The sequence below is a fragment of the Streptomyces sp. NBC_01197 genome (assembly GCF_036010505.1).
GTDB lineage: Bacteria > Actinomycetota > Actinomycetes > Streptomycetales > Streptomycetaceae > Streptomyces.
Map to the genome: position 1 here is coordinate 4,786,223 of NZ_CP108569.1, position 26,915 is coordinate 4,813,137.

Genomic DNA, 26,915 nt, shown 5'->3' on the forward strand with positions numbered 1-26,915 from the left:
GGAAATGGCCAATAACGTCACGGGTATCTCTCATCGCGGCATAACGTCGACTTCGACCGGATACCTCGCGTCGTGGTCGTGGCGCTGTGCCGCTTCTTTCACCTACGTCACGCAACGGCGCGCGACAGGAGCCAGAGGACATGCAGACCAAGCTGGACGAACCCAAGGACGAACTGCTCGCACGCGCGGCCCAGGTGGCTGAGAACAGCCCGGCGGGAGGACAACTTCCGGGCGGGTCCACGAGCGGGGGGAGTCCGGACCGGGCCACGGTCCTTGCGTACCTTCAGCGCTACTACCTGCATACGGCTCCGGAGGACATTGAGAACCGCGACCCCGAGGACGCCTTCGGGGCGGCACTCTCGCACTACCGGCTGGCCGAGAAGCGCCCGCAGGGCACCGCGAACGTCCGGGTGCACACCCCGACCGTCGAGGAGAACGGCTGGACCTGCAGCCACACAGTCGTCGAGGTCGTCACCGACGACATGCCGTTCCTGGTCGACTCGGTCACCAACGAGCTGACCCGCCAGGGCCGCGGCATCCACGTCGTGATCCACCCGCAGCTCCTGGTACGCCGTGACCTGACCGGCAAGCTCATCGAGGTGCTCGGCAAGGACGAGACCGGCGAGGGCGTCCACGACGCCCTGGTCGAGTCCTGGATCCATGTGGAGATCGACCGCGAGACCGAGCGCGGCGATCTGAAGCAGATCAGCACGGACCTCCTGCGGGTGCTCTCCGACGTACGGGAGACCGTCGAGGACTGGGACAAGATGCGTGACGCCGCCGTGCGCATCGCCGACGAGCTGCCCGCCGAGCCGACCGCGGCCGATCTGCCGGTGCGCGAGGTGGAGGAGTCCCGCGAGCTGCTGCGCTGGCTCGCCGCCGACCACTTCACCTTCCTCGGCTACCGCGAGTACCGGCTGACGGACGAGGACTCCCTGACCGCGGTGCCCGGCACCGGGCTCGGCATCCTCCGCTCCGACCCGCACCACAGCGTCGACGAGGAGCACCCGGTCTCGCCGTCGTTCGGCAGGCTGCCCGCCGACGCCCGCGCCAAGGCCCGTGAGCACAAGATCCTCGTACTCACCAAGGCAAACAGCCGCTCGACGGTGCACCGCCCCAGCTACCTCGACTACGTCGGCGTGAAGAAGTTCGACGCCGAGGGCAATGTCATCGGCGAGCGGCGCTTCCTCGGCCTGTTCTCATCCGCCGCGTACACCGAGTCCGTACGCCGAGTCCCCGTCATCCGCCGCAAGGTCGCCGAGGTCCTCGAAGGCGCGGGCTTCACGCCCAACAGCCACGACGGCCGCGACCTGATGCAGATTCTGGAGACGTACCCGCGCGACGAGCTGTTCCAGACGCCCGTCGACCAGCTGCGCTCCATCGTCACCAGCGTGCTGTACCTGCAGGAGCGGCGCCGGCTCCGGCTCTACCTGCGCCAGGACGAGTACGGGCGCTACTACTCGGCGCTCATCTACCTGCCGCGCGACCGCTACACGACCGCGGTGCGGCTGCGCCTCATCGACATCCTCAAGGAGGAACTCGGCGGCACCAGCGTCGACTTCACCGCGCGCAACACCGAGTCCATCCTCTCCCGGCTGCACTTCGTCGTGCGGGTCCCCGCCGGCACCGAGCTGACCGAGCTCACCGACGCCGAAGCGGACCGGATCGAGGCCAAGCTCGTCGAGGCCGCCCGTTCCTGGGCCGACGGGTTCGGCGAGGCGCTGACCGCCGAGTACGGTGAGGAGCGCGCCGCCGAACTGCTGCGCCGCTACGGCCAGTCCTTCCCCGAGGGCTACAAGGCGGACCACTCGCCGCGTGCCGCCGTCGCGGATCTCGGCCACCTGGAAAACCTCCAGCCGGGCGAGAAGGACTTCGCGCTCTCGCTGTACGAGCCGGTGGGCGCGGCTCCCGGCGAGCGCCGCTTCAAGATCTACCGGATCGGCTCGCAGGTCTCCCTCTCCGCAGTGCTCCCGGTCCTGCAGAAGCTGGGCGTCGAGGTCACCGACGAGCGCCCGTACGAGCTGCGCTGCGCCGACCGTACGCACGCCTGGATCTACGACTTCGGACTGCGGATCCCGCAGATCGAGGGCGGCGACCACCTCGCCGATGACGCCCGGGAGCGAATCCAGGACGCGTTCGCCGCTTCCTGGACGGGCGAGGCCGAGAACGACGGCTTCAACGCGCTGGTGCTCGGCGCCGGACTGACCTGGCGACAGGCGATGGTGCTGCGCGCGTACGCCAAGTACCTGCGCCAGGCCGGATCGACCTTCAGCCAGGACTACATGGAGGACACCCTCCGCAACAACGTCCACACCACCCGGCTGCTCGTCTCGCTGTTCGAGGCCCGGATGTCGCCGGGCCGCCAGCGGGCCGGCACCGAGCTGACCGACGGGCTGCTCGAAGAGCTCGACGGGGCGCTCGACCAGGTGGCGAGCCTGGACGAGGACCGCATCCTGCGCTCCTTCCTCACCGTCATCAAGGGGACGCTCAGGACCAACTTCTTCCAGAGCGCCGACGAGAGCGGCGACCGCAAGGGCCGGGGCACCGAGCACAGCGCTTACCACCCGTACGTCTCCATGAAGTTCGACCCGCAGGCCATCCCCGACCTGCCCGCTCCGCGCCCGGCGTACGAGATCTGGGTGTACTCGCCGCGCGTCGAGGGCGTGCACCTGCGGTTCGGGAAGGTCGCCCGAGGCGGGCTGCGCTGGTCCGACCGGCGTGAGGACTTCCGTACGGAGGTGCTCGGCCTGGTCAAGGCGCAGATGGTCAAGAACACGGTGATCGTGCCGGTCGGCGCCAAGGGCGGCTTCGTCGCCAAGCAGCTGCCCGACCCGTCCGTGGACCGGGACGCCTGGATGGCCGAGGGCATCGCGGCGTACAAGACCTTCATCTCCGCGCTGCTCGACATCACCGACAACCTGGTGGCCGGCGAGGTCGTGCCGCCCACCGGGGTCGTGCGCCACGACGGGGACGACACCTACCTCGTCGTCGCCGCCGACAAGGGCACCGCGACCTTCTCCGACATCGCCAACGCGGTCGCCGAGTCGTACAACTTCTGGCTCGGGGACGCCTTCGCTTCTGGCGGCTCCGCCGGTTACGACCACAAGGGCATGGGAATCACGGCCCGCGGTGCCTGGGAGTCCGTCAAACGGCACTTCCGGGAGCTCGGCCACGACACCCAGACCCAGGACTTCACCACGGTCGGCGTCGGCGACATGTCCGGTGACGTCTTCGGCAACGGCATGCTGCTCTCCGAGCACATCCGCCTGGTGGCCGCCTTCGACCACCGGCACATCTTCATCGACCCGACCCCGGACGCGGCGACGTCCTACGCCGAGCGGCGCAGGCTGTTCGAGATGCCGCGCTCCTCGTGGGCCGAGTACAACACCGCACTGCTCTCCCCCGGCGGCGGCATCCACCCGCGCAGCGCCAAGTCGATCCCGCTCAACGCCCATGTCCGTGAGGCGCTCGGCATCGAGTCGGGTGTGGCCAAGATGACCCCGGCCGACCTGATGAGGGCGATCCTCAAGGCCCCGGTCGACCTGGTGTGGAACGGCGGCATCGGGACGTACGTGAAGTCCTCCGCCGAGTCCAACGCGGACGTCGGCGACAAGGCCAACGACGCCATCCGGATCAACGGCGAGGACCTGCGCGCCAAGGTCGTCGGCGAGGGCGGCAACCTGGGTCTGACCCAGCTCGGCCGTATCGAGTACGCCAGGTCGGGCGGCGACGGCACCGGCGGCAAGATCAACACCGACGCGATCGACAACAGCGCGGGCGTGGACACCTCCGACCACGAGGTGAACATCAAGATCCTGCTCAACGGGATGGTCACCGAGGGCGATCTGACCGTCAAGCAGCGCAACAAGATCCTCGCGTCGATGACCGACGAGGTCGGTGCCCTGGTCCTGCGCAACAACTACGCGCAGAACATCGCGCTCGCCAACGCCGAGTCCCAGGCTCCGTCGCTGCTCCACGCCCACCAGCGCTTCATGCGCAGGCTGGCCCGAGACGGACATCTGAACCGGGCGCTGGAGTTCCTGCCGACCGACCGCCAGATCCGTGAACTGCTCAACACGGGCAGGGGGCTGAGCCAGCCCGAGCTGGCCGTGCTCCTCGCGTACACCAAGATCACCGCTGCTCAGGAGCTGATCAGCACCGACCTGCCGGACGACCCGTACCTGCAGAAGCTGGTGCACGCGTACTTCCCCAAGCCGCTGCGCGAGCGCTACCCCGAGGCGATCGAGGGGCACGCCCTGCGTCGCGAGATCATCACGACGGTCCTGGTCAACGACACGGTGAACACCGGTGGTTCGACCTTCCTGCACCGGCTCCGGGAGGAGACGGGCGCCTCGATCGAGGAGATCGTACGGGCGCAGGCGGCGGCCCGTGAGATCTTCGGCCTGGCCGAGGTGTGGGACGCCGTCGAGGAGCTGGACAACAAGGTCGCGGCCGATGTCCAGACCCGCATCAGGCTGCACTCGCGCCGGCTCGTGGAGCGCGGTGCGCGCTGGCTGCTCGGCAACCGTCCGCAGCCGCTCGACCTCAGCGAGACCATCGCCTTCTTCACCGAGGGTGTGTCGAAGGTCTGGGGGGAGCTGCCGAACCTGCTCAAGGGCGACGACCTGGAGTGGTACCAGGGCATCCTGGACGAGCTGACCGCTGCGGGCGTGCCGGAGGAGCTGGCCGGGCAGGTCGCCGGGTTCTCGGGCGCCTTCCCCGCGCTGGACATCGTGGCGATCGCGGACCGTACGGACAAGGACCCGATGGCCGTCGCCGAGGTGTACTACGACCTCGGCGACCGGCTGGCGATCTCCCAGCTGATGGACCGGATCATCGAGCTGCCGCGGGCCGACCGCTGGCAGTCCATGGCCCGCGCCTCCATCCGCGCGGACCTGTACGCGGCGCACGCCGGGCTCACCCTCGACGTGCTCTCGGCGGGGAACGGCGCCTCGACGCCGGAGGAGCGCTTCCGGAGCTGGGAGGAGAAGAACGCGTCGATCCTGAGCCGTGCGCGCACCACGCTCGACGAGATCCAGTCCTCGGACGCCTTCGACCTGGCGAACCTGTCGGTCGCGATGCGGACGATGCGCTCGCTCCTGCGGACGCACGTCTGAGGCGTCGAAGTGTGATGCGGGGGCACGCCGTGTGCGTGCCAGTGTGACTCGGGGGCACGCACATGTGCTGCCCCCGCCGCAGCTCTGGCCCCGGCCCACCTGTTGTCATCAGGCGGGCCGGGGCCGTTGCGTCTCCCGGCGGCGCGCGGCGCCGGACGCCATGCGGCGCTGGACGCCATGCGGCTGCTGGGGAGCTACTGAGCGCCGCCCCTTGGGTCGCGGTTGCCGGGGGTCACTTCTTCGAAGTGAACTCCTCGTAGGCGGCGACTACTTCATCCGCCGGGCCGTCCATCCGCATCGTCCCCGACTCCAGCCAGATGGCCCGCTCGCAGGTCTCCAGGATCGACTTGTTGCTGTGGCTGACCAGGAAGACGGTGCCCGCCGACTCGCGCAGTTCGGCGATCCGGTCCTGGCTGCGGCGCTGGAACCTCGCATCGCCGGTGGAGAGCGCCTCGTCGATCATCAGCACGTCATGGCTCTTGGCCGCGGCGATGGAGAAGCGCAGCCGTGCGCCCATGCCCGATGAGTACGTCCGCATCGGCAGCGAGATGAAGTCGCCCTTCTCGTTGATGCCGGAGAAGTCGACGATCCCCTGGTAGCGCTCGCGGACCTCCTCGCGGGTCATCCCCATGGCCAGGCCGCCGAGGATCACATTGCGTTCGCCGGTCAGATCGCTCATCAGGGCGGCGTTGACGCCGAGCAGCGACGGCTGGCCCTGGGTGTAGACCCGGCCCGACGCGGCCGGCAGCAGCCCGGCGACGGCCTTCAGCAGGGTCGACTTGCCGGACCCGTTGGAGCCGATCAGGCCGATGGCCTCGCCCTTGTGCGCGACGAAGGTCACCCCCTTGACGGCGTGCACCTCGCGGGTGCCGGGCCGGGGCTTGCGGGAGACGATCCGGTTGAGGGCGGAGGTCGCGCTGCCCTTGCCGGATCCGGTGCCCTGGATCTTGTAGACGATGTGGAGGTCGTCGGCGATGACGGTCGGGGCACCGAGGTCCACCGGGGCCGCCGGGGCCGCCGGGGCCCCTCGCACGGTGAAGGGCGTCATGGTCGGGGGCAGGGTGTCCGTCGGGGTCAGGGCGTTCACCGGGTTCTCAGCCACGTCCGTACTGCTCCTCTGCCTTCCAGAAGTAGATGAAGCCGCCCGCACCCGCGACGACCGCCCAGCCGATGGCCAGCGCCCAGACGTGCGGGGGGAGCTGGTTCGCCTTGTAGCTGTCGATGAGCGCGTAGCGCATCAGGTCGATGTAGACCGCGGCCGGGTTGGACTGAAGCGCCAGCAGGACGAGGTGCGGCAGGTTGTCGTGCGCCAGCACCTTCTTGATGCTCCACATCACGCCCGAGACGTACATCCAGGTGCGCAGGATGAACGGCATCAGCTGCGAGACGTCCGGGGTCTTGGCGGCGAGCCTGGCCATGACCATCGAGAGCCCGGTGTTGAACAGCGCCTGGAGCACCAGGGCGGGGATCGCGAGCAGCCAGCTCATCTTCGGGTACTCGCCGAAGCAGACCAGGATGACGATCAGCGCGCCCATCGAGAACAGCAGCTGCTGGAGCTGCTGGACGGCGTATGCGATGGGGAGCGAGGCCCGCGGGAAGTGCAGGGCCCGCACCAGGCCCAGGCTGCCGCTGATGGCGCGGGTGCCCGTCTGGATCGAGTTGCTGGTGAACGTCCAGATGAAGACGCCGGTCACCAGGAACGGGATGAAGTCGGGAACGCCGTGGCTGGTGCCGAGCAGGACGCCGAAGATGAAGTAGTAGACCGCCGCGTTCAGCAGCGGCGTCATGATCTGCCAGACCTGGCCCAGCTTCGCCTGGCTGTACTGCGCGGTCAGCCGGGCGGTGGCGAAGGCGGTGATGAAGTGCCTGCGCCCCCAGGTCTGCCGGATGTACGTGAACAGCGGGGGGCGGGCACCGCTGATGGTCAGCCCGTGTGCGGCGGCCAGCGCGGCCAGATCCTGCCGGGGCTGCGGGGAGACCCTCGGAACAGCCGCCTCCGTGGCGGGCGCGTTCCGGGCTGTCGTGGGGATCACAGCATTCGCTTTCGACGGAGTTCGACGGGATTCACACGGGAGGGGCGGAGTGAACGCCCCCGACATACGTCGCAACGGATCCGTATCGTCGTAACGTCGAGGTTAGGACCGAACGACGTCGAAACGCAACCGTATCGTCGCGACGAATAGGTAAACTTCTGCCCATGGCATCCCCTGATCCCCGTACGACTGATCCCCGTACGAACCGCCGGGCCCCCGCCGGGGCCGCCGTGCTCCGCGAGGACGTGACGGAGGCGATCCGCGCCGCCGTCTTCGAGGAACTGGCGTCCGTCGGATACGCGCGGATGTCCATCGAGGCCATCGCCCGCCGGGCAGGCGTCGGCAAGACCGCGGTCTACCGCCGCTGGAAGTCGAAGCTGTACCTCGTCCTCGACCTGGTCACGGCGTTCGCAGCGCAGGGCCTGCCCGCGCCCGCGACCGGTTCGCTGTACGGCGATGTGCGCGCTCTCCTCGCTGTGGCGTCGACGGCGCTGCGGCACCCGGTCGCCTCGCAGGTCATCCCCGATCTGCTGGTCGAGGCCGCACGCCAGCCGGAGATCGCCGACGCGATCAAGGCGGCGCTGCTCGACAACCAGAAAGGCGTCGCCGCCGCGGTGGTCCGCGACGCGGTGGCCCGCGGCGAGCTCCCCGCCGGCGCCGACCCCGCGCGGGCGCTCGAACTGATCGTGGGGCCGCTCTACTGGCGGCTCGCGGTGGTCAGGGACGGCCTGCCCAAGGGCTACCTGGACGGGCTCGCGGCGGCGGCGGTGGCGGCGCTCAAGGCGTGACGGCGGGGTGGCGGCCGGACGGGTATCAGACCGGGACCGGCCGCTGAGCAGCGGTGAAACCGGGCGGATCCCCCCGAACGCCAGCCCGACCCGATGGAGCGGATGTTCCCGGCGATAGTACTGTGCACCCGCAACGAGAGATCGCCGGCGCAGAGCAGTGGGAAACGAGTGCACAGCATGACGATCAAAGTCAGCGTGATCATTCCGGTCTATAATCCGGGGCCCTACATCGAGGACTGCATCGCATCGCTGCTGAGACAGTCACTTCCTGACGACGCCTACGAGGCGATCTTCGTGGACGACGGCTCCACTGACGGTACCGGCGAGCGGCTGGACCGGCTCGCCGAGGAGCACCCGCTGATCCACGTCGTCCACCAGGAGAACTCCGGCTGGTCGGGCAAGCCGCGCAACGTCGGGATCGCCGCAGCGCGGGGCGAGTTCGTGATGTTCGTCGACAACGACGACTGGCTGGGCGACGAAGCGCTGGAGCGCATGTACGACTACGGCGTCAAGAACGGCGCCGACGTCGTCGTGGGCAAGATGGCCGGCAAGGGGCGGCCCGTGCCGCGTGAGCTCTTCCGCGTCAACCGGCCACGCGCCACGGTCAGGAACGCCCCGCTGATCGACAGCCTCACCCCGCACAAGATGTTCCGCAGGTCCTTCCTGGACGAGACGGGGCTGCGCTTCCTGGAAGGGCGCCGCCGTCTGGAGGACCACGTCTTCGTCACCGAGGCGTACCTGCGGGCGAAGAGCGTCGCCGTGGTCAGCGACTATGTCTGCTACTACCACGTCAAGCGGGACGACGCCTCGAACGCCGGCTTCCGGCGTATTGAGCCGGTGGGCTACTTCCACAACCTCAGCGAGGCGCTCGACGTCGTGGACAAGTACACCGAACCGGGGCCGCTGCGCGACAAGCTGCACCGCCGCTGGTTCCGCAACGAGATGATCGAGCGGATGCGCGGCGCCCGGCTGCTGGCCACGCCGGACGACGGCTACCGGCAGGACATGTTCCAGGAGATGCACAAGCTCGCCGTGGAGCGGTTCGCCCCCGGCGTCTCCGCGTCCCTGCTGCCCACCCAGCAGCTCGTCGGCGCGCTCCTCAAGGCCGACCGCTACCAGGACGTCGAGCACTTCGCCCGCTGGGAGCGCGGCATCGCCGCGCACGCCGAACTCACCGGGCTCGCCTGGGAGGACGGCACGCTGAAGCTGGCGTTCACCGCCGGACTCAAGGCGGGCGACGAGCCGGTGCACTACGTCAGGGAGGGCGGCGACGAGCTGATCGGCCTGCCCGAAGGACTGGGCAGCCCCGAGACTCTCGAACAGCTCGGGGTGAAGCCCCTGGCGGCCGCTGACCGGGCCAAGATCGAACTGGTGGTACGGGAGCGGTCGAGCGCCGCCGAGTTCTACCAGCCCGTCGAGTTCACCCGGGAGCGGGTGGACGGCCCGCGGGCCGAGTTCCGGCTGGTGCTGCGCGGCACGGCGGCGGTCACCCCCGGCACAGCGGCCGGTGGCGCACCGCTGGGCGCCGGTATCTGGGACGTACTGGTGCGTGTCCACCAGAGCGGATGGAACAAGAACGTCAGGCTCGGCTCGGTACGGACCGAGGAGGTCACGGCCGGCCGGGAGGCGGCCGTGGTGGGCGAGCCCGCCCAGGTCGTCGTGCCGTACTGGACGGCGTCGCACGGCAACCTCTCGCTCGATGTCGGCGCGACGACCAGCATCCTCCGCGGGGAGTACCGGAAGCTCGGCGTGCGGGAGGTCCGGGTGATGGACGAACCGCTGCTGCTCGAGATGCTGCTGCCGCTGCACACCGAGACCGCCGACGGAGCACCCGCCGAGCTCCACCTCACCGACCGGAGGGGCTCCGGCGACACCGTACGGGTGGCGGCGACGCTGACCACGTCCAAGGGGCGCGCGGGAACGGTTCTGTGCGCCGAGCGGCCCGCCGGACAACTGCCCGCAGGTACCTGGGAGATGGCGGTGAGCGTCGGTGGTGAGGACGCGGAGCGCACGCCGCTGCCGCTGGTGCTCGTCGCTTCCGGCGCCTCCGGCGCGCTGACGGTGCGGCGCCCGCGCGAGAGCCTGGCGCACCGGCGGGCCCGGCTGAGGCGGACACTCCGGCGCAGTGTGCTGGGGCGAGTGGTGCGCAAGATGCGACGGATGGCCGCGACGCGATAGAGGCGCGGCAGTGGGCGCGTGGTTCACGAGGGGGCGCGGAGGTCATCCTCCGCGCCCCCTCACGCCGTGCTCTTCTCTTCTCGTGCGGTGCGGCCGACGCGGCTTCAGTAGCCGCGCAGGGCCGCCAGTTCCCGGCGTACCGTCCGCAGGCCGGCGGTCCGGCCCCGCCTGCGGGCCAGCGTCGGCCAGATCCGGGAGCCGAGCAGGGCCTCGGGCTCGACGGCCTCGACCCGTTCGAGCAGCGCCTCCGGGACCTTCTGCGGGTCCGGGGTCAGCCACTCCTGGATGATCCCCTCGTACCCGTCCTTGAGGGCCGTGTTCGACCGGTCCATGCCGAACACCAGGAAGACACCCGTCGGCTGGGTGTCGACCTGGACGGTGATCAGATCCGGCCGGTGTCTGGCCACCACCGGGATGAACTTGTAGACGTCCCCGGTCCAGGGGCCGGACGGCGCGACCCGGTCGCGGACGGCCTCCGCGTTGTTGCGCGGCAGCATGTCGTCGAGCACCACCACGCTCGACCAGCCGGTGAACCGCTCGGTGTTGATGAAGTCCCGCAGCACGTACTCGAAGAGGTGCATCCCGTCGATGAACGCCAGGTCGACCTGGTTGGCGCCGGTGTACGCGCCGAGCAGCGGACGGCCCTTGCGCATGTTGCGCAGCGGGTTGCGGCAGCTCATCAGATGGCCCATCGGCTGCCGGCCGGCGAAGAAGGCGTCGCTGGTCGCCGTGATGAGCTGGAGGTCGCAGTGCAGCCGCGTCCGGATCTTCGGGGCCGGGTCGACCGCGATGCTGGGGACGCGGGAGAGGGCGAGGCTCCGCCCGTCGTTGGTCCCGATCTCCAGATAGGTGCGCGGCTTCAGCACCGCGTGCAGCCGCTGCAGGAATTCGTGCCTGTGCATGAGGGCTCTCTCACGTGGGGGGATGGCACATCGTGATCAAAAGGCCATGTCGGGCTTAACGAAGGCGCCCTGACGCAGTTGCGCCGGAGCACATCACGGCTGCCCGAACCACCCTTTCGGGCAGCCGCCCGCCCCGGCCCTGTACGTGGCGGACGGGCGGGCCCGCCCCGTACCTCTGGGAAACGGGCCCGCCCGCCCGCTGCCTGTCTGCCTACCTGCCGGCGTCCCACCTCGACGGCCTACTTCACCGCGCCCGCCATGACGCCGTTGACGAACTGCCGCTGGAACGCGAAGAACACCGCCAGCGGGATCACCATCGAGATGAACGCGCCGGGTGCCAGCACGTCGATGTTGTTGCCGAACTGCCTGACCTGCTCCTGGAGCGCGACCGTGATCGGCGGGTGCTTGGAGTCCGCGAAGATCAGGGCGACCAGCATGTCGTTCCACACCCAGAGGAACTGGAAGATCCCCAGCGAGGCGATGGCCGGACCGCCGAGCGGCATCACGACCCGGGTGAACAGCCGGATCTCCCCGGCCCCGTCCAGCCGCGCCGCCTCAAGCAGCTCCCTCGGGATCTCCGCGAAGAAGTTGCGCAGCAGGAAGATCGCGAACGGCAGCCCGAACGCCACATGGAAGAGGACCACCCCCGCCGTGGTCTCGAAGAGCCCGATCTCGCCGAAGAGCTTGGAGACCGGGATCAGGGCCACCTGGACCGGCACGACCAGCAGGCCGACCACGATCAGGAACCACCAGTCCCGGCCCGGGAAGTCCATCCAGGCGAAGGCGTACGCGGCCAGCGAGCCGATGACCACCACCAGGAGGGTCGCCGGGACGGTGATCATGACCGTGCTGAGCAGCGAGTCGGTGATGACCTTGTTGTCGAGGATCTTGGAGTAGTTGTCGAAGGTCAGCTGCGAGGGCGCGGTGAAGACCTTCCACCAGCCGGACGCCGCGATGTCGGACGAGCCGCGCAGCGAGGAGAGCAGCAGGCCGATCGTCGGCATCAGCCAGAACAGGCCGACCAGGACGAGGAAGACCCGCATCACGCTGCCGCCCGCGCGGGCGGCGATCCGGGAGGCCAGCGGCTCCTTCGGCTTCGCCGCCGGGGCTGCGGACAGCCGCTCGCCGGGGGCCCGTGGTGCGGGCACCTGGGCTTCGGTGGTCATCGGTGCCCCTCCTTCCGCATCCTGCGGATGTTGACGAGCATGATCGGGACGACCAGGAGCAGCAGCAGTACGGCGATGGCGCTGCCGGTACCCAGATCCGCGTCCGTACCGAACGACGAGCGGTAGAGCTGGAGCGCCAGGACGTTCGCGTCGTCCTGGGACGATCCCGGCGCCACGATGAAGACCAGGTCGAAGATCTTCAGTACGTTGATCATCAGCGTGACCAGCACCACCGCGAGGACCGGAGCGAGCAGCGGGACGGTGATCCGGCGGAAGACCTGCCACTCACCAGCCCCGTCCACCCGGGCCTGTTCGAGGAGTTCACGCGGGAGCCCGGCCAGGCCCGCCGCGATCAGGACCATGGCGAATCCGGCCCACATCCATACGTAACTGCCGATGATCGACGGGGTGACCAGGGTCGGCCCGAGCCAGTTGACGCCGTTGTACGGCTCGCGGAAGTTCGAGTCGGGGAGCCGGAGCAGCGCCCCGTCCGCCTTCGCGGGCAGGGTGAACGTACCGTCTGGTGCCGCCTTGGCGCTCGCCACCACCTTGCCGCCCTTGACCGCTTGGACCGTGACGCCCCTGAGCCCCAGCTCCTTGGGGTCGATGACGTTCGGCCTGCCACCGCCGCCCAGGGTGAAGTCCAGCCAGGCCGTGCCGGTCACCGAACCGGCTGCGGTCTTCGGGGCTTTGGCGGGCTTCGCCGACGAGGGCATCTTCGTCGGCAGTACGCCGACGAGCGGCAGCCGGACCGGGGTGCCCGCGTGCACCGGCTGCCTGGTGACGAACGAGCCGCCACCGCCGGATTTCAGCGGGGCCACCGGCAGCGGGTGCGCCCCCGGGTATCCCGCCGACTCGGCAAACGTGTCATGCACGCCCACCCAGACGGCGTTGGCCACCCCGCGCCCCGGATCCTGCTCGTACACCAGCCGGAAAATGATGCCGGCCGCCAGCATCGAGATAGCCATCGGCATGAAGACGACCAGCTTGAACGCCGTTCCCCAGCGCACCCGTTCGGTGAGTACGGCGAAGATCAGGCCGAGTACGGTGGCGACGGTCGGAGCGACCACGACCCAGATCGCGGTGTTCTTGATCGCGGTGCGGATCGCGTCGTCGGTGAAGAGGGTCTTGTAGTTGTCGATGCCGATGAAGCTGGAGCCTGCCTGGTCGAAGAAGGACCGGTAGACCGAGTACCCGATCGGGTAGACCACGAGCGCGCCGAGCAGCACCAGAGCGGGCAGCAGGAAAGCGGCCGCCAGCACTTTGCGTGTGCCTGTCACACTCTTGTGCGGCTTTCCGGCGGGGGGCGCCCCGTTGAGGACGCCCCCCGCGACAGCGGAGGTCATCGCGGCGTCAGTTCTTGTACGCCTTGGCCGCGTCGGACTCCAGCTTCTGCTGGGCCCCCGCGATGTCCTTCGGGTTCTTCAGGAAGTCCTGGAGGTCCTTCCACTCACCCTTGCCCGGTGTGCCGCCGAAGGACTGCGGTGCCTGGTCCGACATGTCGAAGCGGATGTTGTCGCCCGCCGCGACCAGCGCCTTGGCGATGGTGCGCTGCACGCCGTTGGGGTAGGCCGACAGGTCCAGGCCCTTGTTGGGTGAGACGAAGCCGCCCGACCCGGCGGCGATCTTCGCCGCGTCCGTGGAGGCCAGCCAGGTCAGCAGCGCCTGCGCGCCTTTGGAGTCCTTGAGGATCACCGCGGCGTCGCCGCCGGTCACCACCGGCGCCTTGGCGCCCACCGCGGGGAACGGGAAGACCTTTGCGTCGGTGCCCACTTTCGCCTTGGTCTGCGCGATGTTGGTCTGCGCGAAGTCGCCCTCGAAGACCATCGCACCCTTGGGCTGGTCACCGCCGGTGAAGGTCTGGGTGACCGACGCCGGGAACTCGGTCTGGAGCGCACCGTCCGCACCGCCCGAGATGAGCGACGGCTTGCCGAAGAGCTGCGCGAGCGTGGTCAGCGCGGCCTTGACCGACGGGTCCGTCCACTTGATCTTGTGCTGGGCCAGCTGGTCGTACTTGTCCGGGCCCGCCTGGGAGAGATAGACGTTCTCGAACCAGTCGGTCAGGGTCCAGCCGTCCGCGCCGCCAACCGAGACCGGGGTGATACCCGACGCCGACACTGTCTCCGCGGTCTTGAGGAACTCCGGCCAGGTCTTGGGCTCGCTGGCTCCCGCGTTCTGCAGCACCTTGGCGTTGTACCAGACCAGGGACTTGTTGGCGGCCTTGAAGTACACGCCGTACTGCTTGCCGCCGACCGCGCCGAGGTCCTTCCAGACCTGCGAGTAGTTCTTGTCCAGCTGCGCCTTCGCGGCCGGGCCCACCGGCTTGGCCCACTTCTTGGCCACGGCCTGGGTGATCGCGCCCACCTGCGGCATCATCGCCACGTCCGGCGGGGCGCCGCCGGCGATCTTCGTACCGAGGAAGTTGACGATCGGGTCCTGCGCGGGCACGAAGGTGACCGACGCTCCAGTCCGCTTCTCGAACTCCTTCAGCACCTTGACGAAGTTCGCCTGCTCGGGACCGGTCCAGACCGCGGCCACTTCGAGCTTCGTACCGCTCAGCTTGGGCAGTTCGACCCCGGAAGCACTGCTCTTCCCTGCGGGCTTGCCGCTCCCGCTGTCCTTCTTGCTGTCGTTGCCGCCGCTGCATCCGGCGGCCAGGACGAGCGAGCCCGCGGCCACCACCGCCAGAACGGTCCGGTGTGCCAGAACGGTCCTGCGTGAACGTAGAGCTGTACCTGTTGTGCGCATTTGCCCCGACCTCTCTCATGCGCGTGCGGTCGGCGCGCCCATGACGTCGGCGACGCCGTTGTCCCGTGAGCACAGTCCTACGCCGAGTGACTCCGGCGCCGCAATACCGGGCCTTGGTCCAACCATTCGGTTGTGATGGGCCTGTGACGTTAAGTCAGGCAGTCACCAGGCGGTCATCAGCAGTCATCAGGCACCTGCCGGGCGCTCGCCAGCCATTCACGTCCGCCATTCACGTCAGGCATTCAGGGCGGGTATGGACATCGCGTCGACGGACCTGGCGGCCCGTTCCAGGGCGCTGGCCAGCAGGGCCAAGTCCGTTGGCCCGTTGCCGAGTTCGCGGACGGGGCGGCGGTCGGGCGGGTCGCCCATCCGCTCCCACTCCAGGGGTACGACGGTGGGGCGCAGCGTCGCCGTACGCGGAATGCGGCCGGTCACCCTGCCGCCCTGGAACGGTGTCACCTCGCCGTCCGGGCGGCCCAGCCTGCCCCGCCCCGGCGCCGGAGCGTCCGGCGCGGGGGAGGCCGGCGGAGCGTCGAGCACCACCCGCAGTCTGCTGACCCTGGCCAGCTCGGTGTCGGCCGTACGGTCCGGCCGGGCCGAAGTGGCGATCAGATGGACGCCGAGCCGCTCTCCGTCCCTGGCCACCGCCTCCAGCGCCCGGACGACCGACCCCGCGGTGGGGCGCCCGGGGCTGCCGAGCGCCGGTGCGACCAGCGCGTCGAAGTCGTCGACGATCACCACGAGCCGGGGGAGCGGGGTGGGGCCCGGCATCGGGTCCGTACGCGCTCCGGCCGGGCGCAGTCGCAGGGTGCCGCTGGTCGGCGACTCGATGTCGCCGCTCTGCTCGGCCGGGCCGCCGGGCTGCCGCCGGCCGACCAGCCGCTCCGCCACCTCACGGGTCCGGTGCCACTCGGCGTAGCTGCCGGTGCCCAGCAGCTCGGCCCGGCGCTTCAGCTCGCCGCCGAGTGCCTGCGCGAACTCCCGCATCCGGACCGGGTCGTTCGCCACCAGATGGGTCGAGATGTGCGGCAGCTCCGTGCAGGCCCGCAGCCCCTCGCCGCGCTCACCGCCCGCACCGTCGACCAGGATCAGTCCGAGCCGGTCCGGCCGGGCTGCTGCCGCCAGCGAGGCCGCCGCGGCGCGCAGCAGCTCCGTACGACCGCTGCCCGCCGGGCCCTCGACCAGCAGATGCGGACCCTCGGTCGCCAGGTCCACGGTGACGGGGCCGCGAGGGCCCGCGCCGAGCACCGCGGTCGTCTCGGCCGCCGCCGCCCAGCGGGCCATCAGCGAGGCGGGGGTGGCACGGGCGAGCCCCAGCTCGTCGAGCAGCCGGGACGACGCGGGCAGCGCCGCGGCCTGCCGGGTGGGGGTGCCGGTCGCCGAGGCGTCGGCTCGCAGCGGTGCGAGCGCCCGGCCGAACCGCTCGGCCCAGGCCGCCGACACCGCGTCGACCACGGCGAACGTGCCACGGCTCGCGGACTGCCCGCCGGCCGCCGGATGAATTCCGCGCGCGGTGCGCAGCAACCGCAGCGAGGTGGCCACATCGCCGCTCAGCAGGGCGGCGGCGCCGCACTCGCGGAAGGCGAGCGAGGCGGCGCAGGCCGCCTCGTAGGTCGCTTCGAGCGGCGATGCGGGCGAGGCCGCAGCCGTCTCGGCGAGACAGAGGACGTGGACCCCGCAGGCGGCGCCCGCCGATGCCAGCCGCGCGGTGGTCTCGCGCAGGGCGGCCGATCCGGGGTCGCCGTCCACGATCAGCAGGGTGGCGGGGCCGTCGTACCGCCCGGCCGCCGCCGAGACCGCCCCCGGGTCGGCAGAGGCCCAGCTGGTGCCGAGCGGACTGTCGTCCAGCCGCCGCACCAGCTCGGCGGTGCGGGAGGTCGCCTGGTCCCTGTCGTACGCCAGCAGGAGCCGGCAGTCCTGGCCGTGCGCGGGCCGCACGTGCGGCAGCCAGCCGAGCCAGCCCCAGTCGGACCTGCGTGCTTCCAGCGGGCGGGCCCGGTCCGTACTGACCAGCACGATCTCCAGGTCGGTCGGCGGGTGCAGCGCGGCGAGCTGGGCGACCGCCGAACGGGCCAGACCGGCCAGCCGCTCGCGGGGGCCCGCGAGCCCGAGCGAGCCGGCCTCGCGCAGCGAGACCGTCACCGGCACCGCGGGCACCACGCCTGCCCCGCCCGGGCCGGGCCGGTCGGCGGTGCCGAGCCGGATGACGAGCGCCTCACGGTGGCCGGGGCCGCGCTCCCAGAGCCGGGGCCCCGGTCCCAGCGCGGTGAGCAGCAGAGCGGCCGGATCGGGCCAGATGTCCGCGCCGGGGGTCCCGGCAGCCGGGACCGGCGGTGTTTCGGACGGATCGGTGTACTGCTCCGCCGGCCTGTCGCGTACGGCGTCGGGCCGGCTGCCCGCGAGCCGCCTCGCCCAGGCCCCTATACCGCCGCGTCTGCGGGCGTTGTCGTCCGTCTCGGAGGCGGCATCGGCGCTGTAACGGGGGGCGGGGGCGCCGTCCACGCCGCTGCCGTCGTCGGCGTTGCTACGGGTACGGCCGGTGCCGACGCCGTCCGGTGTCCGTTCGTGGGTCTCCGTGCCCCGGGTCTCCGTGCCCCGGTCGGACCGCAGCCTGGTGCCGCGCGGGGGCGTGCCCTGGCGGCCGCGTGAAGTGAACCCGGGGTCCTGGGCGTAGGCCGCTGCGGCCTCGTCGTACAGATTGCTGTAGGGGTCGTGCGGCCGCTGGGCCCCGACCGCGCTGACGCGCCGCGAGCTCGGTCCGCCGCCGGATCCGGCGCTCGGGCCGCCGTCAGGGCTGCCGCCCTGCTCGGGTATCCGGGCCTCGGTGGCGACAGCCGGGGCCGGGCGCGTCCCGGGAACGGCACCGGCCGGGCGGGCCCCGGCGGACCCGGTGGCCTGAGCTGGCACGGAGGCGTAACGGGGCTCGCCCGCCCCGTGATCCGCCGCACCGGCGCCCGCCCCCGGTGACGTACCAGCGATGAAGCCGGAACCGGGACCGGTACGGGAACCGGCCGAGATCCCCGGAGCGGCGTCCGGGTCGGCGCCGCGGGCCACCCGCAGATGGCCCTCGCCGTCCGGGACCGCCGCAAGCACTTGGCCTTGCATGCCGCCCTGCGCGCCGCCGGTCGCCGTGGTGATCCGCAGCGCCGACTCGCCGACCCGGAGCAGGGACCCGGGCGTCATACGGACCGGGGCATCGCCGACACCGGAACCGTCAAGAGTCGTGCCGTTCGTCGAGCCGAGATCGGCGACCGTCACCCGGCCGTCCTGCTCCACCGTCACCGTGCAGTGCATCCGTGAGACGTCCGGGTCGTCCAGCGGGACGTCCGCTTCGGCGGAGCGGCCGATACGGATCCGGCCGCCGTGCAGCAGATGGACACCGCCCGCGTCCGGTCCGGCGACCACATGGAGCTGGGTCGCCGATCCGTCGCCCCGGTCGTCCTCCTCGGCGGGAACCTGGAGCGAGAGCACCGCTCCGTCCACCAGCGGGGGCTCGCCAAGCGGGGAGCGCTGCAGGTCGAGGCGGTGCCCGCCCGCGTACAGCACCACGCTCCCGGACCCCGTGCCCTCCGGACCCGCGGCCGCCGTGGCGAGGCCGGACGCGACCGTGGCCAGCGCGGCCCCGGCGGGTGCGGTGACGAGCACGTCGCAGGAGCGCGCCTCGGATGCGGAGCGGCCGCCAGGCGGCGCGAGGACGGTCAGCCGGATCTGCATAGCCGTCAGCGGTCCCTTCTGCGGAGGGTGCCTGGCAGGAGCCGCCCTGTGATCTCCCCCACCCGGCAGGTCGGCACGGCTTCACGGGACTCCCGACCCCACAACTCCGTGCTGAAGGCATCCTCGCATCTGCCACTGACAACACGCCCGGGGGTCACCGCTAAGTGATCTTGAATGGTCGGCTCTGGACGTAAAAGTGCCTGGTTGGGATCGCACCTGACCTGCCAGGAGGTGTCGGCAGGCGTGCCGTGGCAACCAACGGGTCGGTGTTCGCGTCTTCCCTTCGAACACAGCTGGAACACGACTGGCCCCTGGCTGGAACACAGTCGGCGGCCGGCCGGCCGGAACCTGATCCCGGGCACGGGCCGTCACACCGGCCGCACATAGGGAAAGCCGCTCCGGAAGATCGTCGGCCAGTGCCCCCGCGGGCGGCACTAGAGTGGGGCGGACATCCGGACGGGGGGCCGGTGGACCAGGCAAGGGACGACGATCACAGGGAGCGCATGACGTGCGGCCCGTAGGCAGCAAGTACCTGCTCGAGGAGCCGCTGGGACGCGGCGCCACGGGCACCGTCTGGCGTGCTAGCCAGCGCGAGACCGCGGGCGCCGAGGCGGCCGTCGCGGGTCAGCCCGGCGAGACCGTGGCGATCAAGGTCCTCAAGGAAGAGCTGGCCGAGGACCCGGACGTGGTGATGCGGTTCCTGCGGGAGCGCTCCGTCCTGCTGCGGCTGACCCACCCCAACATCGTGCGGACCCGGGACCTCGTCGTCGAGGGCGATCTCCTCGCGCTCGTCATGGACCTGGTCGACGGCCCGGACCTGCACCACTACCTCCGGGACAACGGCCCCTTCAGCCCGGTCGCCGCCGCGCTGCTCACCGCCCAGATCGCCGACGCACTCGCCGCCAGCCATGCCGACGGCGTCGTCCACCGCGACCTGAAGCCGGCGAACGTGCTGGTCAAGCAGGACGCCGACGGCCAGATGCACCCGATGCTCACCGACTTCGGCATCGCCCGCCTCGCGGACTCGCCGGGCCTGACCCGTACCCACGAGTTCGTCGGCACGCCCGCCTATGTCGCACCGGAGTCCGCCGAGGGCCGCCCGCAGACCTCAGCGGTCGACATCTACGGCGCGGGCATCCTGCTGTACGAACTGGTCACCGGGCGGCCCCCGTTCGCGGGCGGCACGGCCCTGGAAGTCCTCCAGCGGCACCTCAGCGAGGAACCGCGCAGGCCCACCACCGTCCCCGAGGCGCTCTGGACGGTCATAGAGCGCTGCCTCAGCAAGGACCCGGACCGCCGCCCCAGTGCCGAGAACCTGGCCCGCGGGCTGCGCACCGCCGCCGACGGGATCGGCGTCCACGCCACGCCCGCGCAGGTCGCCGCCGCCCTCGGGGTGGCCGCGCTGCTCGCACCGGACCCCGCGCCCGCCGAGGTCCCCGGGACGCCCGGCGCCGCCGACCCCACCCAGGTCCTGCCGAACAACGCGGGGGCGTACGACCCCAGCGCGCGCACCAGCGTGCTGCCGAGCACCGGCGCTCCTGGTCCGGACGGCCGTCCCGGCCCCGGCGCCGCGGACCCGACCGCTGTGCTTCCCCCCGTGCCCGGCCGGGCGCCCGAGCAGCCGCACCCCTGGCAGAGCCAGCTCAGCGCGGCCCGCGACCGCAATGAGCAGACCCAGGTGCAGTACCTGGCGCCGGAGCAGGACCCCCTGCGCCACCGGCCGCAGCGGCCCCAGCAGCCGCGGCAGTACCCACCGCAGCAGCAGCCGCAGCAGTACGCGCCCCAGCAGCAGCCCCAGCAGTACTCACCGCAGCGCCGGCCCCAGCAGCGCCCGCAGCAGCAGTACGCGCCCCCGCAGCAGCCCCAGGCGCCCGCCGCGCGCGAGCCCCGGGAGCCGAGGCGGCGCAGCGCCAACCCGGTGAAGATCCCCGGCCTCGGCTGCCTCAAGGGCTGCCTCGTTATGGTCGTGATCCTCTTCGTCGGTTCCTGGCTGATCTGGGAGCTGACCCCGCTGCAGGAGTGGATCGGCACCTCCAGGAGCTTCATCTCGGAGATCTCCTCCGGCTTCAACTCGGTCAAGGACTTCGTCCAGGGCCTCGGCGGAAGCGGAAGCGGATCCGGGGGAAGCGGAAACTGACGGGGGAGCCCCGGCCCCGGCAGCCGGTCTGTATACATGTCGACTTCTGCGCAATGAATTACCCCCGCAGAAGTGAGGGTTCCTGCCATCCGGGGCACTGAACACCCCGACGCCCGCGTATTTTGGGGGCCGGGGACCGCCCGGAACCCTGCGCCTGTCCAGGGACGCGCCCCCGGGCACGGCACAGCGCCCAGCCGCTGAGGGAGCAGTCTTGGCACGGAAGATCGGCAGCCGGTACACCGCGCACCAGATCCTGGGGCGCGGGAGCGCCGGCACGGTGTGGCTGGGCGAGGGCCCGTCGGGGCCCGTCGCCGTCAAGCTGCTGCGTGAGGACCTCGCCGCCGACCAGGAGCTCGTCGGCCGCTTCGTACAGGAGCGCACCGCGCTGCTCGGCCTCGACCATCCGCACGTCGTCTCCGTACGCGACCTCGTCGTGGACGGCAACGACCTCGCCCTCGTGATGGACCTGGTCCGCGGCACCGATCTGCGCACCAGGCTCGACCGCGAGCGCCGCCTCAGCCCCGAGGCCGCCGTGGCCATCGTCGCGGACATCGCGGACGGCCTCGCCGCCGCGCACTCCGCGGGCGTCGTGCACCGCGACGTCAAGCCCGAGAACATCCTCCTGGACATGCAGGGCCCGCTCGGCCCGGGCGGCTCCCACCCGGCGCTGCTCACGGACTTCGGCGTCGCCAAGCTGATCGACGCCCCGCGCCGGGCCCTGCCCGCGGGCCCGGCAGGCCCCGGCCGCCCGCAGGCGTCGAAGATCATCGGTACGCCCGACTACCTCGCCCCCGAGATCATCGAGGGCCTGCCGCCGCGCGCGTCCGTCGACATCTACGCGCTGGCGACGGTCCTCTACGAGCTCCTCGCGGGCTTCACACCCTTCGGCGGCGGACATCCGGGCGCGGTCCTGCGCCGCCATGTCACCGAGACCGTCGTACCGCTCCCCGGCATCCCGGACGACCTCTGGCAGCTGCTGGTCCAGTGCCTGGCGAAGGCCCCCGCCTCCCGGCTGCGCGCGTCGGAGCTCGGCGAGCGGCTGCGCGAACAGCTCCCGCATCTCGCGGGCATCCCGCCGCTCGACGTGGACGAGCCCGACGAATCGGAGCCGGGGGAGCAGTCGTACGAGGAGACCTCCTACGAACCGGTCACGCCCACCGGGACCCGCCGCCGCGGCGCGGTCCCGCTCGTCCCCGGCTCCTCGGCCGACTCCAACCGCGACACCCACACGAGCATGCGCGTTCCGGGCCCCGACGAGCTGGCGGGCGGCCCGCTGGGCACGGCCCGCGCTCCCCGCTCCCCGAGCAGACCTGGCTCCGCCCGCCACCGCTCCACGGCCGAGGTGGTGCGCAGACGCCGTATCAAGCTGGGCGCCGCCGCGCTGGGCGTCGCCATCGTGGTGGGCGTCGGCGGCTGGCTGGCCACGTCGTCGGGCGACGGCGGCGGACCGGCCCCGCAGGACAGCCACCGGTCGGCGCCGTCCGGACCGTAGGGGTACGGCGGGCCCGTCCGGCCCGCCCGGCGCTCCGCCCGGCCCCGTCCTCCCGACCCGATCGGAAGGGCCGGGGCCTGCCCCCTCGCCAAGCCGTTACGCTGGTGGCGTGGCAGTCGTCGATGTATCCGAAGAGCTGAAGTCCCTCTCCTCGACCATGGGGTCGATCGAGGCCGTCCTGGACCTCGACAAGCTGAGGGCCGATATCGCCGTGCTTGAGGACCAGGCCGCGGCGCCGTCCCTGTGGGACGACCCGGAAGAGGCCCAGAAGGTCACCAGCAAGCTGTCGCACCTGCAGGCCGAGGTCCGCAAGACGGCGACGCTGCGCGGGCGGATCGACGACCTGGCTGTGCTCTTCGAGCTCGCCGAGGCCGAGGACGACGCCGACACCCTCGCCGAGGCCGAGTCGGAGCTGCTCGCCGTGCGCAAGGCGCTCGAAGAGATGGAGGTCCGCACCCTCCTCTCCGGTGAGTACGACGCCCGTGAGGCGCTCGTCAACATCCGCGCGGAGGCCGGCGGCGTCGACGCGGCCGACTTCGCCGAACAGCTCCAGCGCATGTACCTCCGCTGGTCCGAGCGGCACGGCTACGGCACCGAGGTCTACGAGACGTCGTACGCGGAGGAGGCCGGCATCAAGTCGACCACCTTCGTGGTGAAGGCGCCGTACGCGTACGGCACGCTCTCCGTCGAGCAGGGCACCCACCGGCTGGTCCGTATCTCGCCCTTCGACAACCAGGGACGCCGTCAGACCTCCTTCGCGGGTGTCGAGGTGCTTCCGGTGGTGGAGAAGACCGACCACATCGAGATCGACGAGACCGAGCTGCGCGTGGACGTCTACCGTGCGTCGGGCCCCGGCGGCCAGGGCGTCAACACCACGGACTCGGCGGTCCGGCTGACGCACATCCCCACCGGCATCGTCGTCTCCTGCCAGAACGAGCGCTCGCAGATCCAGAACAAGGCCAGCGCGATGAACGTGCTGCAGGCGAAGCTCCTTGAGCGCCGCCGCCAGGAGGAGCAGGCGCTGATGGACTCGCTCAAGGGCGACGGCGGCAACTCCTGGGGGAACCAGATGCGTTCGTACGTCCTGCACCCGTACCAGATGGTCAAGGACCTGCGTACGGAGTACGAAGTCGGCAACCCGCAGTCGGTGCTCGACGGCGAGATCGACGGCTTCCTGGAAGCCGGAATTCGCTGGCGCAAGCAGCAGGAGAAGTAGATCGCCTTTCGGGCGTCGAACCAGCGCTTCATCTCGGTTTATCGACTTAGTCAGTAGAGGAACTGCCGTCCTGGGGGCGGCAGTTCCTCTACTGCGTCACAGTCGTATTCCCGTACGCCGGGCAAGTCATTGCAATTCAGGCATTGCGCTCGCAACGGCCTTGACGCGGTTCTTAAAAGTGGGAAAAGTGACACGCTGCATGCGTAATTCTGGGGCGCGTGTGATCGGGGGGACGGACCACATGATCCCTACGGCCTGCCTGCCCCGTGCGCTGCACCATTGACAATGAGCTACTGGGGGTAGCAGCCAGATGACCAAGAAGACGCGGATTCGCGTAGCGCGCATAGCTGCAGGCGCAGTGATCGCCGCAGGCGCCTCGCTGACCGCCGCGGGCGCGGCACAGGCCGCGGGCATTAATGTTTCTCTTCCCGGCGGCAGCGGCCTGTCGATCCAGGCGGGGGACGACGACGGCGGCTCGACTGGCGACCCGTGCTCCCCGCTTGACCCGACCTGCACGCCCGGTGGTTCGAGCGGTGACCAGTCGGGTGGTACGAGCGGTGACCAGTCCGGTGGTACGAGCGGTGACCAGTCCGGCGGCACCAGTGGTGACCAGTCGGGTGGTACGAGCGGTGATCAGTCCGGCGGCACCAGTGGTGACCAGTCGGGTGGTACGAGCGGTGACCAGTCCGGCGGCACCAGTGGTGACCAGTCGGGTGGTACGAGCGGTGACCAGTCCGGCGGCACCAGTGGTGACCAGTCGGGTGGTACGAGCGGTGACCAGTCCGGCGGCACCAGTGGTGACCAGTCGGGTGGTACGAGCGGTGACCAGTCCGGCGGCACCAGTGGTGACCAGTCCGGCGGCACCAGTGGTGACCAGTCCGGCGGCACGTCCGGCTCAACTGGTGGTCACACGAGCGGTGGTGGCGACAACGGCGGCACCTCCGGTTCCACCGGCGGTTCCCACTCGTCCACCACGGGCGGCGGTTCGTCCACGACCGGCGGTTCGTCCACGACCGGCGGTTCCGCCGGCACCATCACCCAGCCCGACAACGTCGGCTCCCAGCCGGTTGAGCAGGGCAAGCCCAAGCAGGAGCTCGCCGAGACCGGTGCGGGTGAGACCACGTTCCTGATCATCGGTGCCGCGACGATGATCGCCGGTGGCATCGGCTTCCGTATGCTGCCGCGTCTCGCCGGCCGCGGCGGGAACCTCGCCTGAGGGTGAGGGTTCAGCAGGTACGAGGAAGGGCCCCGGGTTCCGATCGGAACCCGGGGCCCTTCCCCCATGCTGACTGTCGGACGCTGAATCGATGGACGGTGCTGTCAGACGGTCTGCTGCGCCAGCAGGGCCAGCGCGGCCAACAGCACTATCAGCACGCTCACCAGCACCAGCGGGCTCAGTCCGCCGAAGGAGCCCTCTTCCTGCTGAAGACGCTCTCTGCTGGCCCGGCAGACCCGGCAGCGGCCCTCGCTGACAGGGGACGCGCAATTGGCGCACACCAATCGGTCGTAGGTCATGCGCACTCCTCCCATGCGGCGGAGCCGTTCCACGCGCTGTCACTCCCGACAACGCCCGGCGAACCGCAACTGTTCCCCTTACCACTCTGCCAGCTCCCGCGCGTTTCGGCGCGCCCCGCCGGATTCCACCCGGTCCGTACCAGGGCTCAACGCGGACATACCACGCATCGACGGATGCTGCATGCGGGCGCACTGCGGCTTCGCGTAATGTCACGCTCACCTATTCCCGGCCGACGTGGTGCACTCGTGATCCGATTCGACAACGTCTCCAAGACCTACCCCAAGCAGAACCGCCCCGCCCTGCGGGATGTCTCCCTTGAGATCGAGAAGGGGGAGTTCGTCTTCCTGGTGGGTTCATCCGGTTCGGGCAAGTCGACCTTCCTGAGGCTCGTCCTGCGCGAGGAGCGCACCAGCCACGGCATGGTGCACGTACTCGGCAAGGACCTCGCGCGCCTGTCGAACTGGAAGGTGCCGCAGATGCGCCGCCAGCTCGGCACCGTCTTCCAGGACTTCCGGCTGCTGCCCAACAAGACCGTCGCGGAGAACGTCGCGTTCGCGCAGGAGGTCATCGGCAAGCCGCGCGGTGAGATCCGCAAGGCCGTGCCCCAGGTCCTCGATCTGGTGGGCCTCGGCGGCAAGGAGGACCGGATGCCCGGTGAGCTCTCCGGTGGTGAGCAGCAGCGCGTCGCCATCGCGCGGGCCTTCGTCAACCGTCCCATGCTGCTGATCGCCGACGAGCCGACCGGCAACCTCGACCCGCAGACCTCCGTCGGCATCATGAAGCTGCTGGACCGGATCAACCGGACCGGAACCACTGTGGTGATGGCCACCCACGACCAGCAGATCGTCGACCAGATGCGCAAGCGCGTCATTGAACTTGAGAAGGGCCGTCTCGTACGCGACCAGTCGCGCGGCGTCTACGGCTACCAGCACTGAAAGGACGCCATGCGCGCCCAGTTCGTCCTGTCGGAGATCGGCGTGGGTCTCCGCCGCAATCTCACGATGACCTTCGCGGTCATCGTCTCCGTCGCCCTGTCCCTCGCCCTGTTCGGTGGCTCGCTGCTCATGCGCGACCAGGTGAACACGATGAAGGGCTACTGGTACGACAAGGTCAACGTCTCGATCTTCCTCTGCTCCAAGGGTGATGTGGAATCCACCCCGAAGTGCGCCAAGGGTCCGGTGACCGAGGAGCAGAAGAAGTCGATCGAGACCGATCTGAACAAGATGACCGACCTTGTCCAGAAGGTGAGTTACGAGAGCACCGACGAGGCGTACAAGCACTACCAGCAGGAGTTCAAGGGCGCCCCGATGACGGGCTCCATCACGCCGGACCAGCTCCAGTCGTCGTTCCGCGTCAAGCTCAAGGACCCCACCAAGTACAAGGTGATCGCCACCGCGTTCGCCGGCCGGGACGGCGTCATGACCGTCCAGGACCAGCGCGGCATCCTGGAGAACCTCTTCGCGCTCCTCAACGGGATGAACGTGGCCGCGCTCTGCGTGATGGCCCTGATGCTGGTGATCGCGCTGATGCTGATCGTGAACACCGTGCGCGTATCGGCGTTCAGCCGCAGACGCGAAACCGGGATCATGCGCCTGGTGGGCGCGTCCAGCTTCTACATCCAGATGCCGTTCATCATGGAGGCCGCGTTCGCCGGTCTGCTGGGCGGACTTGTGGCCTGCGGGATGCTGCTCGTCGGCCGCTACTTCCTGATCGACCACGGACTCGCCCTGCACGAGAAGCTGAACCTGATCGACTTCATCGGCTGGGACGCCGTCCTGTCGAAACTGCCGCTGGTACTGGCGATTGGGCTGCTGATGCCCGCGCTCGCCGCGCTCTTCGCGTTGCGCAAGTACCTGAAGGTGTGAGACACGCCCCGTGCGCCGTGGGCTGAACGCCCCCTACGGCGCA

17 protein-coding genes are annotated in these 26,915 nt (G+C 70.4%); 9 read left to right on the forward strand and 8 right to left on the reverse strand.

Annotation, left to right across the window (positions count from 1 at the left end; genetic code table 11):
- The first annotated feature begins 140 nt into the window (after nt 1-140).
- Nucleotides 141-5,117, forward strand: coding sequence for an NAD-glutamate dehydrogenase (locus OG452_RS21920; RefSeq protein ID WP_327297291.1), 4,977 nt, complete (start codon nt 141-143; stop codon nt 5,115-5,117).
- 232 nt (nt 5,118-5,349) lie between these two features.
- Here OG452_RS21920 and OG452_RS21925 read toward each other — a convergent pair whose 3' ends face one another.
- Nucleotides 5,350-6,165, reverse strand: coding sequence for an ABC transporter ATP-binding protein (locus OG452_RS21925; protein ID WP_327299726.1), 816 nt, complete (start codon nt 6,163-6,165; stop codon nt 5,350-5,352).
- Between the two features lie 46 nt (nt 6,166-6,211).
- Nucleotides 6,212-7,216 (reverse strand): ABC transporter permease, encoded by a 1,005-nt coding sequence (locus OG452_RS21930; protein ID WP_405561329.1) that lies wholly within the window; start codon nt 7,214-7,216, stop codon nt 6,212-6,214.
- Between the two features lie 98 nt (nt 7,217-7,314).
- Between OG452_RS21930 and OG452_RS21935 the strand changes: the two genes are divergently transcribed.
- Nucleotides 7,315-7,938: a TetR/AcrR family transcriptional regulator gene (locus OG452_RS21935; protein WP_327297292.1), complete on the forward strand. Its 624-nt coding sequence runs from the start codon at nt 7,315-7,317 to the stop codon at nt 7,936-7,938.
- Between the two features lie 177 nt (nt 7,939-8,115).
- Nucleotides 8,116-10,116, forward strand: coding sequence for a glycosyltransferase family 2 protein (locus tag OG452_RS21940; RefSeq protein ID WP_327297293.1), 2,001 nt, complete (start codon nt 8,116-8,118; stop codon nt 10,114-10,116).
- A gap of 104 nt (nt 10,117-10,220) precedes the next feature.
- Here OG452_RS21940 and OG452_RS21945 read toward each other — a convergent pair whose 3' ends face one another.
- The 5 genes from OG452_RS21945 to OG452_RS21965 all read right to left on the reverse strand — a co-directional run bounded on the left by OG452_RS21945 (nt 10,221) and on the right by OG452_RS21965 (nt 18,646).
- Complete coding sequence (locus tag OG452_RS21945; RefSeq protein WP_327297294.1) at nt 10,221-11,018, reverse strand: class I SAM-dependent methyltransferase; 798 nt, start codon at nt 11,016-11,018, stop codon at nt 10,221-10,223.
- Nucleotides 11,019-11,257: 239 nt separating this feature from the next.
- Entirely contained in the window at nt 11,258-12,184 is a 927-nt protein-coding gene (locus OG452_RS21950) for a carbohydrate ABC transporter permease (protein ID WP_327297295.1), read from the reverse strand.
- Complete coding sequence (locus tag OG452_RS21955; protein WP_327297296.1) at nt 12,181-13,530, reverse strand: carbohydrate ABC transporter permease; 1,350 nt, start codon at nt 13,528-13,530, stop codon at nt 12,181-12,183. Before OG452_RS21955 ends, OG452_RS21950 begins: the two co-directional genes overlap by 4 nt.
- 7 nt (nt 13,531-13,537) lie before the next feature.
- Nucleotides 13,538-14,932: an ABC transporter substrate-binding protein gene (locus OG452_RS21960; RefSeq protein WP_327297297.1), complete on the reverse strand. Its 1,395-nt coding sequence runs from the start codon at nt 14,930-14,932 to the stop codon at nt 13,538-13,540.
- A gap of 234 nt (nt 14,933-15,166) precedes the next feature.
- Complete coding sequence (locus OG452_RS21965) at nt 15,167-18,646, reverse strand: FHA domain-containing protein (RefSeq protein WP_327297298.1); 3,480 nt, start codon at nt 18,644-18,646, stop codon at nt 15,167-15,169.
- A gap of 508 nt (nt 18,647-19,154) precedes the next feature.
- Here OG452_RS21965 and OG452_RS21970 point away from each other — a divergent pair.
- The 4 genes from OG452_RS21970 to OG452_RS21985 all read left to right on the forward strand — a co-directional run bounded on the left by OG452_RS21970 (nt 19,155) and on the right by OG452_RS21985 (nt 24,707).
- On the forward strand, nt 19,155-20,783 hold the full coding sequence (locus tag OG452_RS21970) for a serine/threonine-protein kinase (RefSeq protein WP_327297299.1): 1,629 nt from the start codon (nt 19,155-19,157) through the stop codon (nt 20,781-20,783).
- A gap of 211 nt (nt 20,784-20,994) precedes the next feature.
- The gene (locus OG452_RS21975; RefSeq protein WP_327297300.1) at nt 20,995-22,275 is read left to right on the forward strand and encodes a serine/threonine-protein kinase; all 1,281 of its coding nucleotides are present in this window, start codon (nt 20,995-20,997) and stop codon (nt 22,273-22,275) included.
- A gap of 109 nt (nt 22,276-22,384) precedes the next feature.
- A complete protein-coding gene (gene prfB, locus OG452_RS21980) occupies nt 22,385-23,491 on the forward strand; it encodes a peptide chain release factor 2 (protein WP_327297301.1) in 1,107 nt (368 codons plus the stop codon).
- Nucleotides 23,492-23,801: 310 nt separating this feature from the next.
- Nucleotides 23,802-24,707 (forward strand): hypothetical protein, encoded by a 906-nt coding sequence (locus OG452_RS21985; protein ID WP_327297302.1) that lies wholly within the window; start codon nt 23,802-23,804, stop codon nt 24,705-24,707.
- Between the two features lie 104 nt (nt 24,708-24,811).
- On the opposite strand, the gene OG452_RS21990 is transcribed toward OG452_RS21985, so the two are convergent.
- A complete protein-coding gene (locus OG452_RS21990) occupies nt 24,812-25,006 on the reverse strand; it encodes a hypothetical protein (protein ID WP_327297303.1) in 195 nt (64 codons plus the stop codon).
- Nucleotides 25,007-25,252: 246 nt separating this feature from the next.
- On the opposite strand from OG452_RS21990, the gene ftsE reads away from it, so the two are divergent.
- Together ftsE and ftsX are read left to right on the forward strand one after the other, a co-directional pair.
- On the forward strand, nt 25,253-25,942 hold the full coding sequence (ftsE, locus tag OG452_RS21995; protein WP_164266073.1) for a cell division ATP-binding protein FtsE: 690 nt from the start codon (nt 25,253-25,255) through the stop codon (nt 25,940-25,942).
- A 9-nt stretch (nt 25,943-25,951) separates the two neighbouring features.
- Nucleotides 25,952-26,872, forward strand: coding sequence for a permease-like cell division protein FtsX (gene ftsX, locus OG452_RS22000; protein ID WP_327297304.1), 921 nt, complete (start codon nt 25,952-25,954; stop codon nt 26,870-26,872).
- The last annotated feature ends 43 nt before the right edge of the window (nt 26,873-26,915 follow it).

What these genes read in the sequence shown, in the direction of transcription:
- OG452_RS21940 (WP_327297293.1), top strand. Translation starts at nt 8,116, where the DNA reads ATGACGATCAAAGTCAGCGTGATCATTCCGGTCTATAATCCGGGGCCC.
- OG452_RS21930 (WP_405561329.1), bottom strand. Translation starts at nt 7,216, where the DNA reads ATGTCGGGGGCGTTCACTCCGCCCCTCCCGTGTGAATCCCGTCGAACT.
- OG452_RS21935 (WP_327297292.1), top strand. Translation starts at nt 7,315, where the DNA reads ATGGCATCCCCTGATCCCCGTACGACTGATCCCCGTACGAACCGCCGG.
- ftsX (WP_327297304.1), top strand. Translation starts at nt 25,952, where the DNA reads ATGCGCGCCCAGTTCGTCCTGTCGGAGATCGGCGTGGGTCTCCGCCGC.
- OG452_RS21920 (WP_327297291.1), top strand. Translation starts at nt 141, where the DNA reads ATGCAGACCAAGCTGGACGAACCCAAGGACGAACTGCTCGCACGCGCG.
- OG452_RS21965 (WP_327297298.1), bottom strand. Translation starts at nt 18,646, where the DNA reads ATGCAGATCCGGCTGACCGTCCTCGCGCCGCCTGGCGGCCGCTCCGCA.
- OG452_RS21990 (WP_327297303.1), bottom strand. Translation starts at nt 25,006, where the DNA reads ATGACCTACGACCGATTGGTGTGCGCCAATTGCGCGTCCCCTGTCAGC.
- OG452_RS21945 (WP_327297294.1), bottom strand. Translation starts at nt 11,018, where the DNA reads ATGCACAGGCACGAATTCCTGCAGCGGCTGCACGCGGTGCTGAAGCCG.
- OG452_RS21950 (WP_327297295.1), bottom strand. Translation starts at nt 12,184, where the DNA reads ATGACCACCGAAGCCCAGGTGCCCGCACCACGGGCCCCCGGCGAGCGG.
- OG452_RS21925 (WP_327299726.1), bottom strand. Translation starts at nt 6,165, where the DNA reads ATGACGCCCTTCACCGTGCGAGGGGCCCCGGCGGCCCCGGCGGCCCCG.
- OG452_RS21960 (WP_327297297.1), bottom strand. Translation starts at nt 14,932, where the DNA reads ATGCGCACAACAGGTACAGCTCTACGTTCACGCAGGACCGTTCTGGCA.
- OG452_RS21955 (WP_327297296.1), bottom strand. Translation starts at nt 13,530, where the DNA reads ATGACCTCCGCTGTCGCGGGGGGCGTCCTCAACGGGGCGCCCCCCGCC.
- OG452_RS21985 (WP_327297302.1), top strand. Translation starts at nt 23,802, where the DNA reads ATGACCAAGAAGACGCGGATTCGCGTAGCGCGCATAGCTGCAGGCGCA.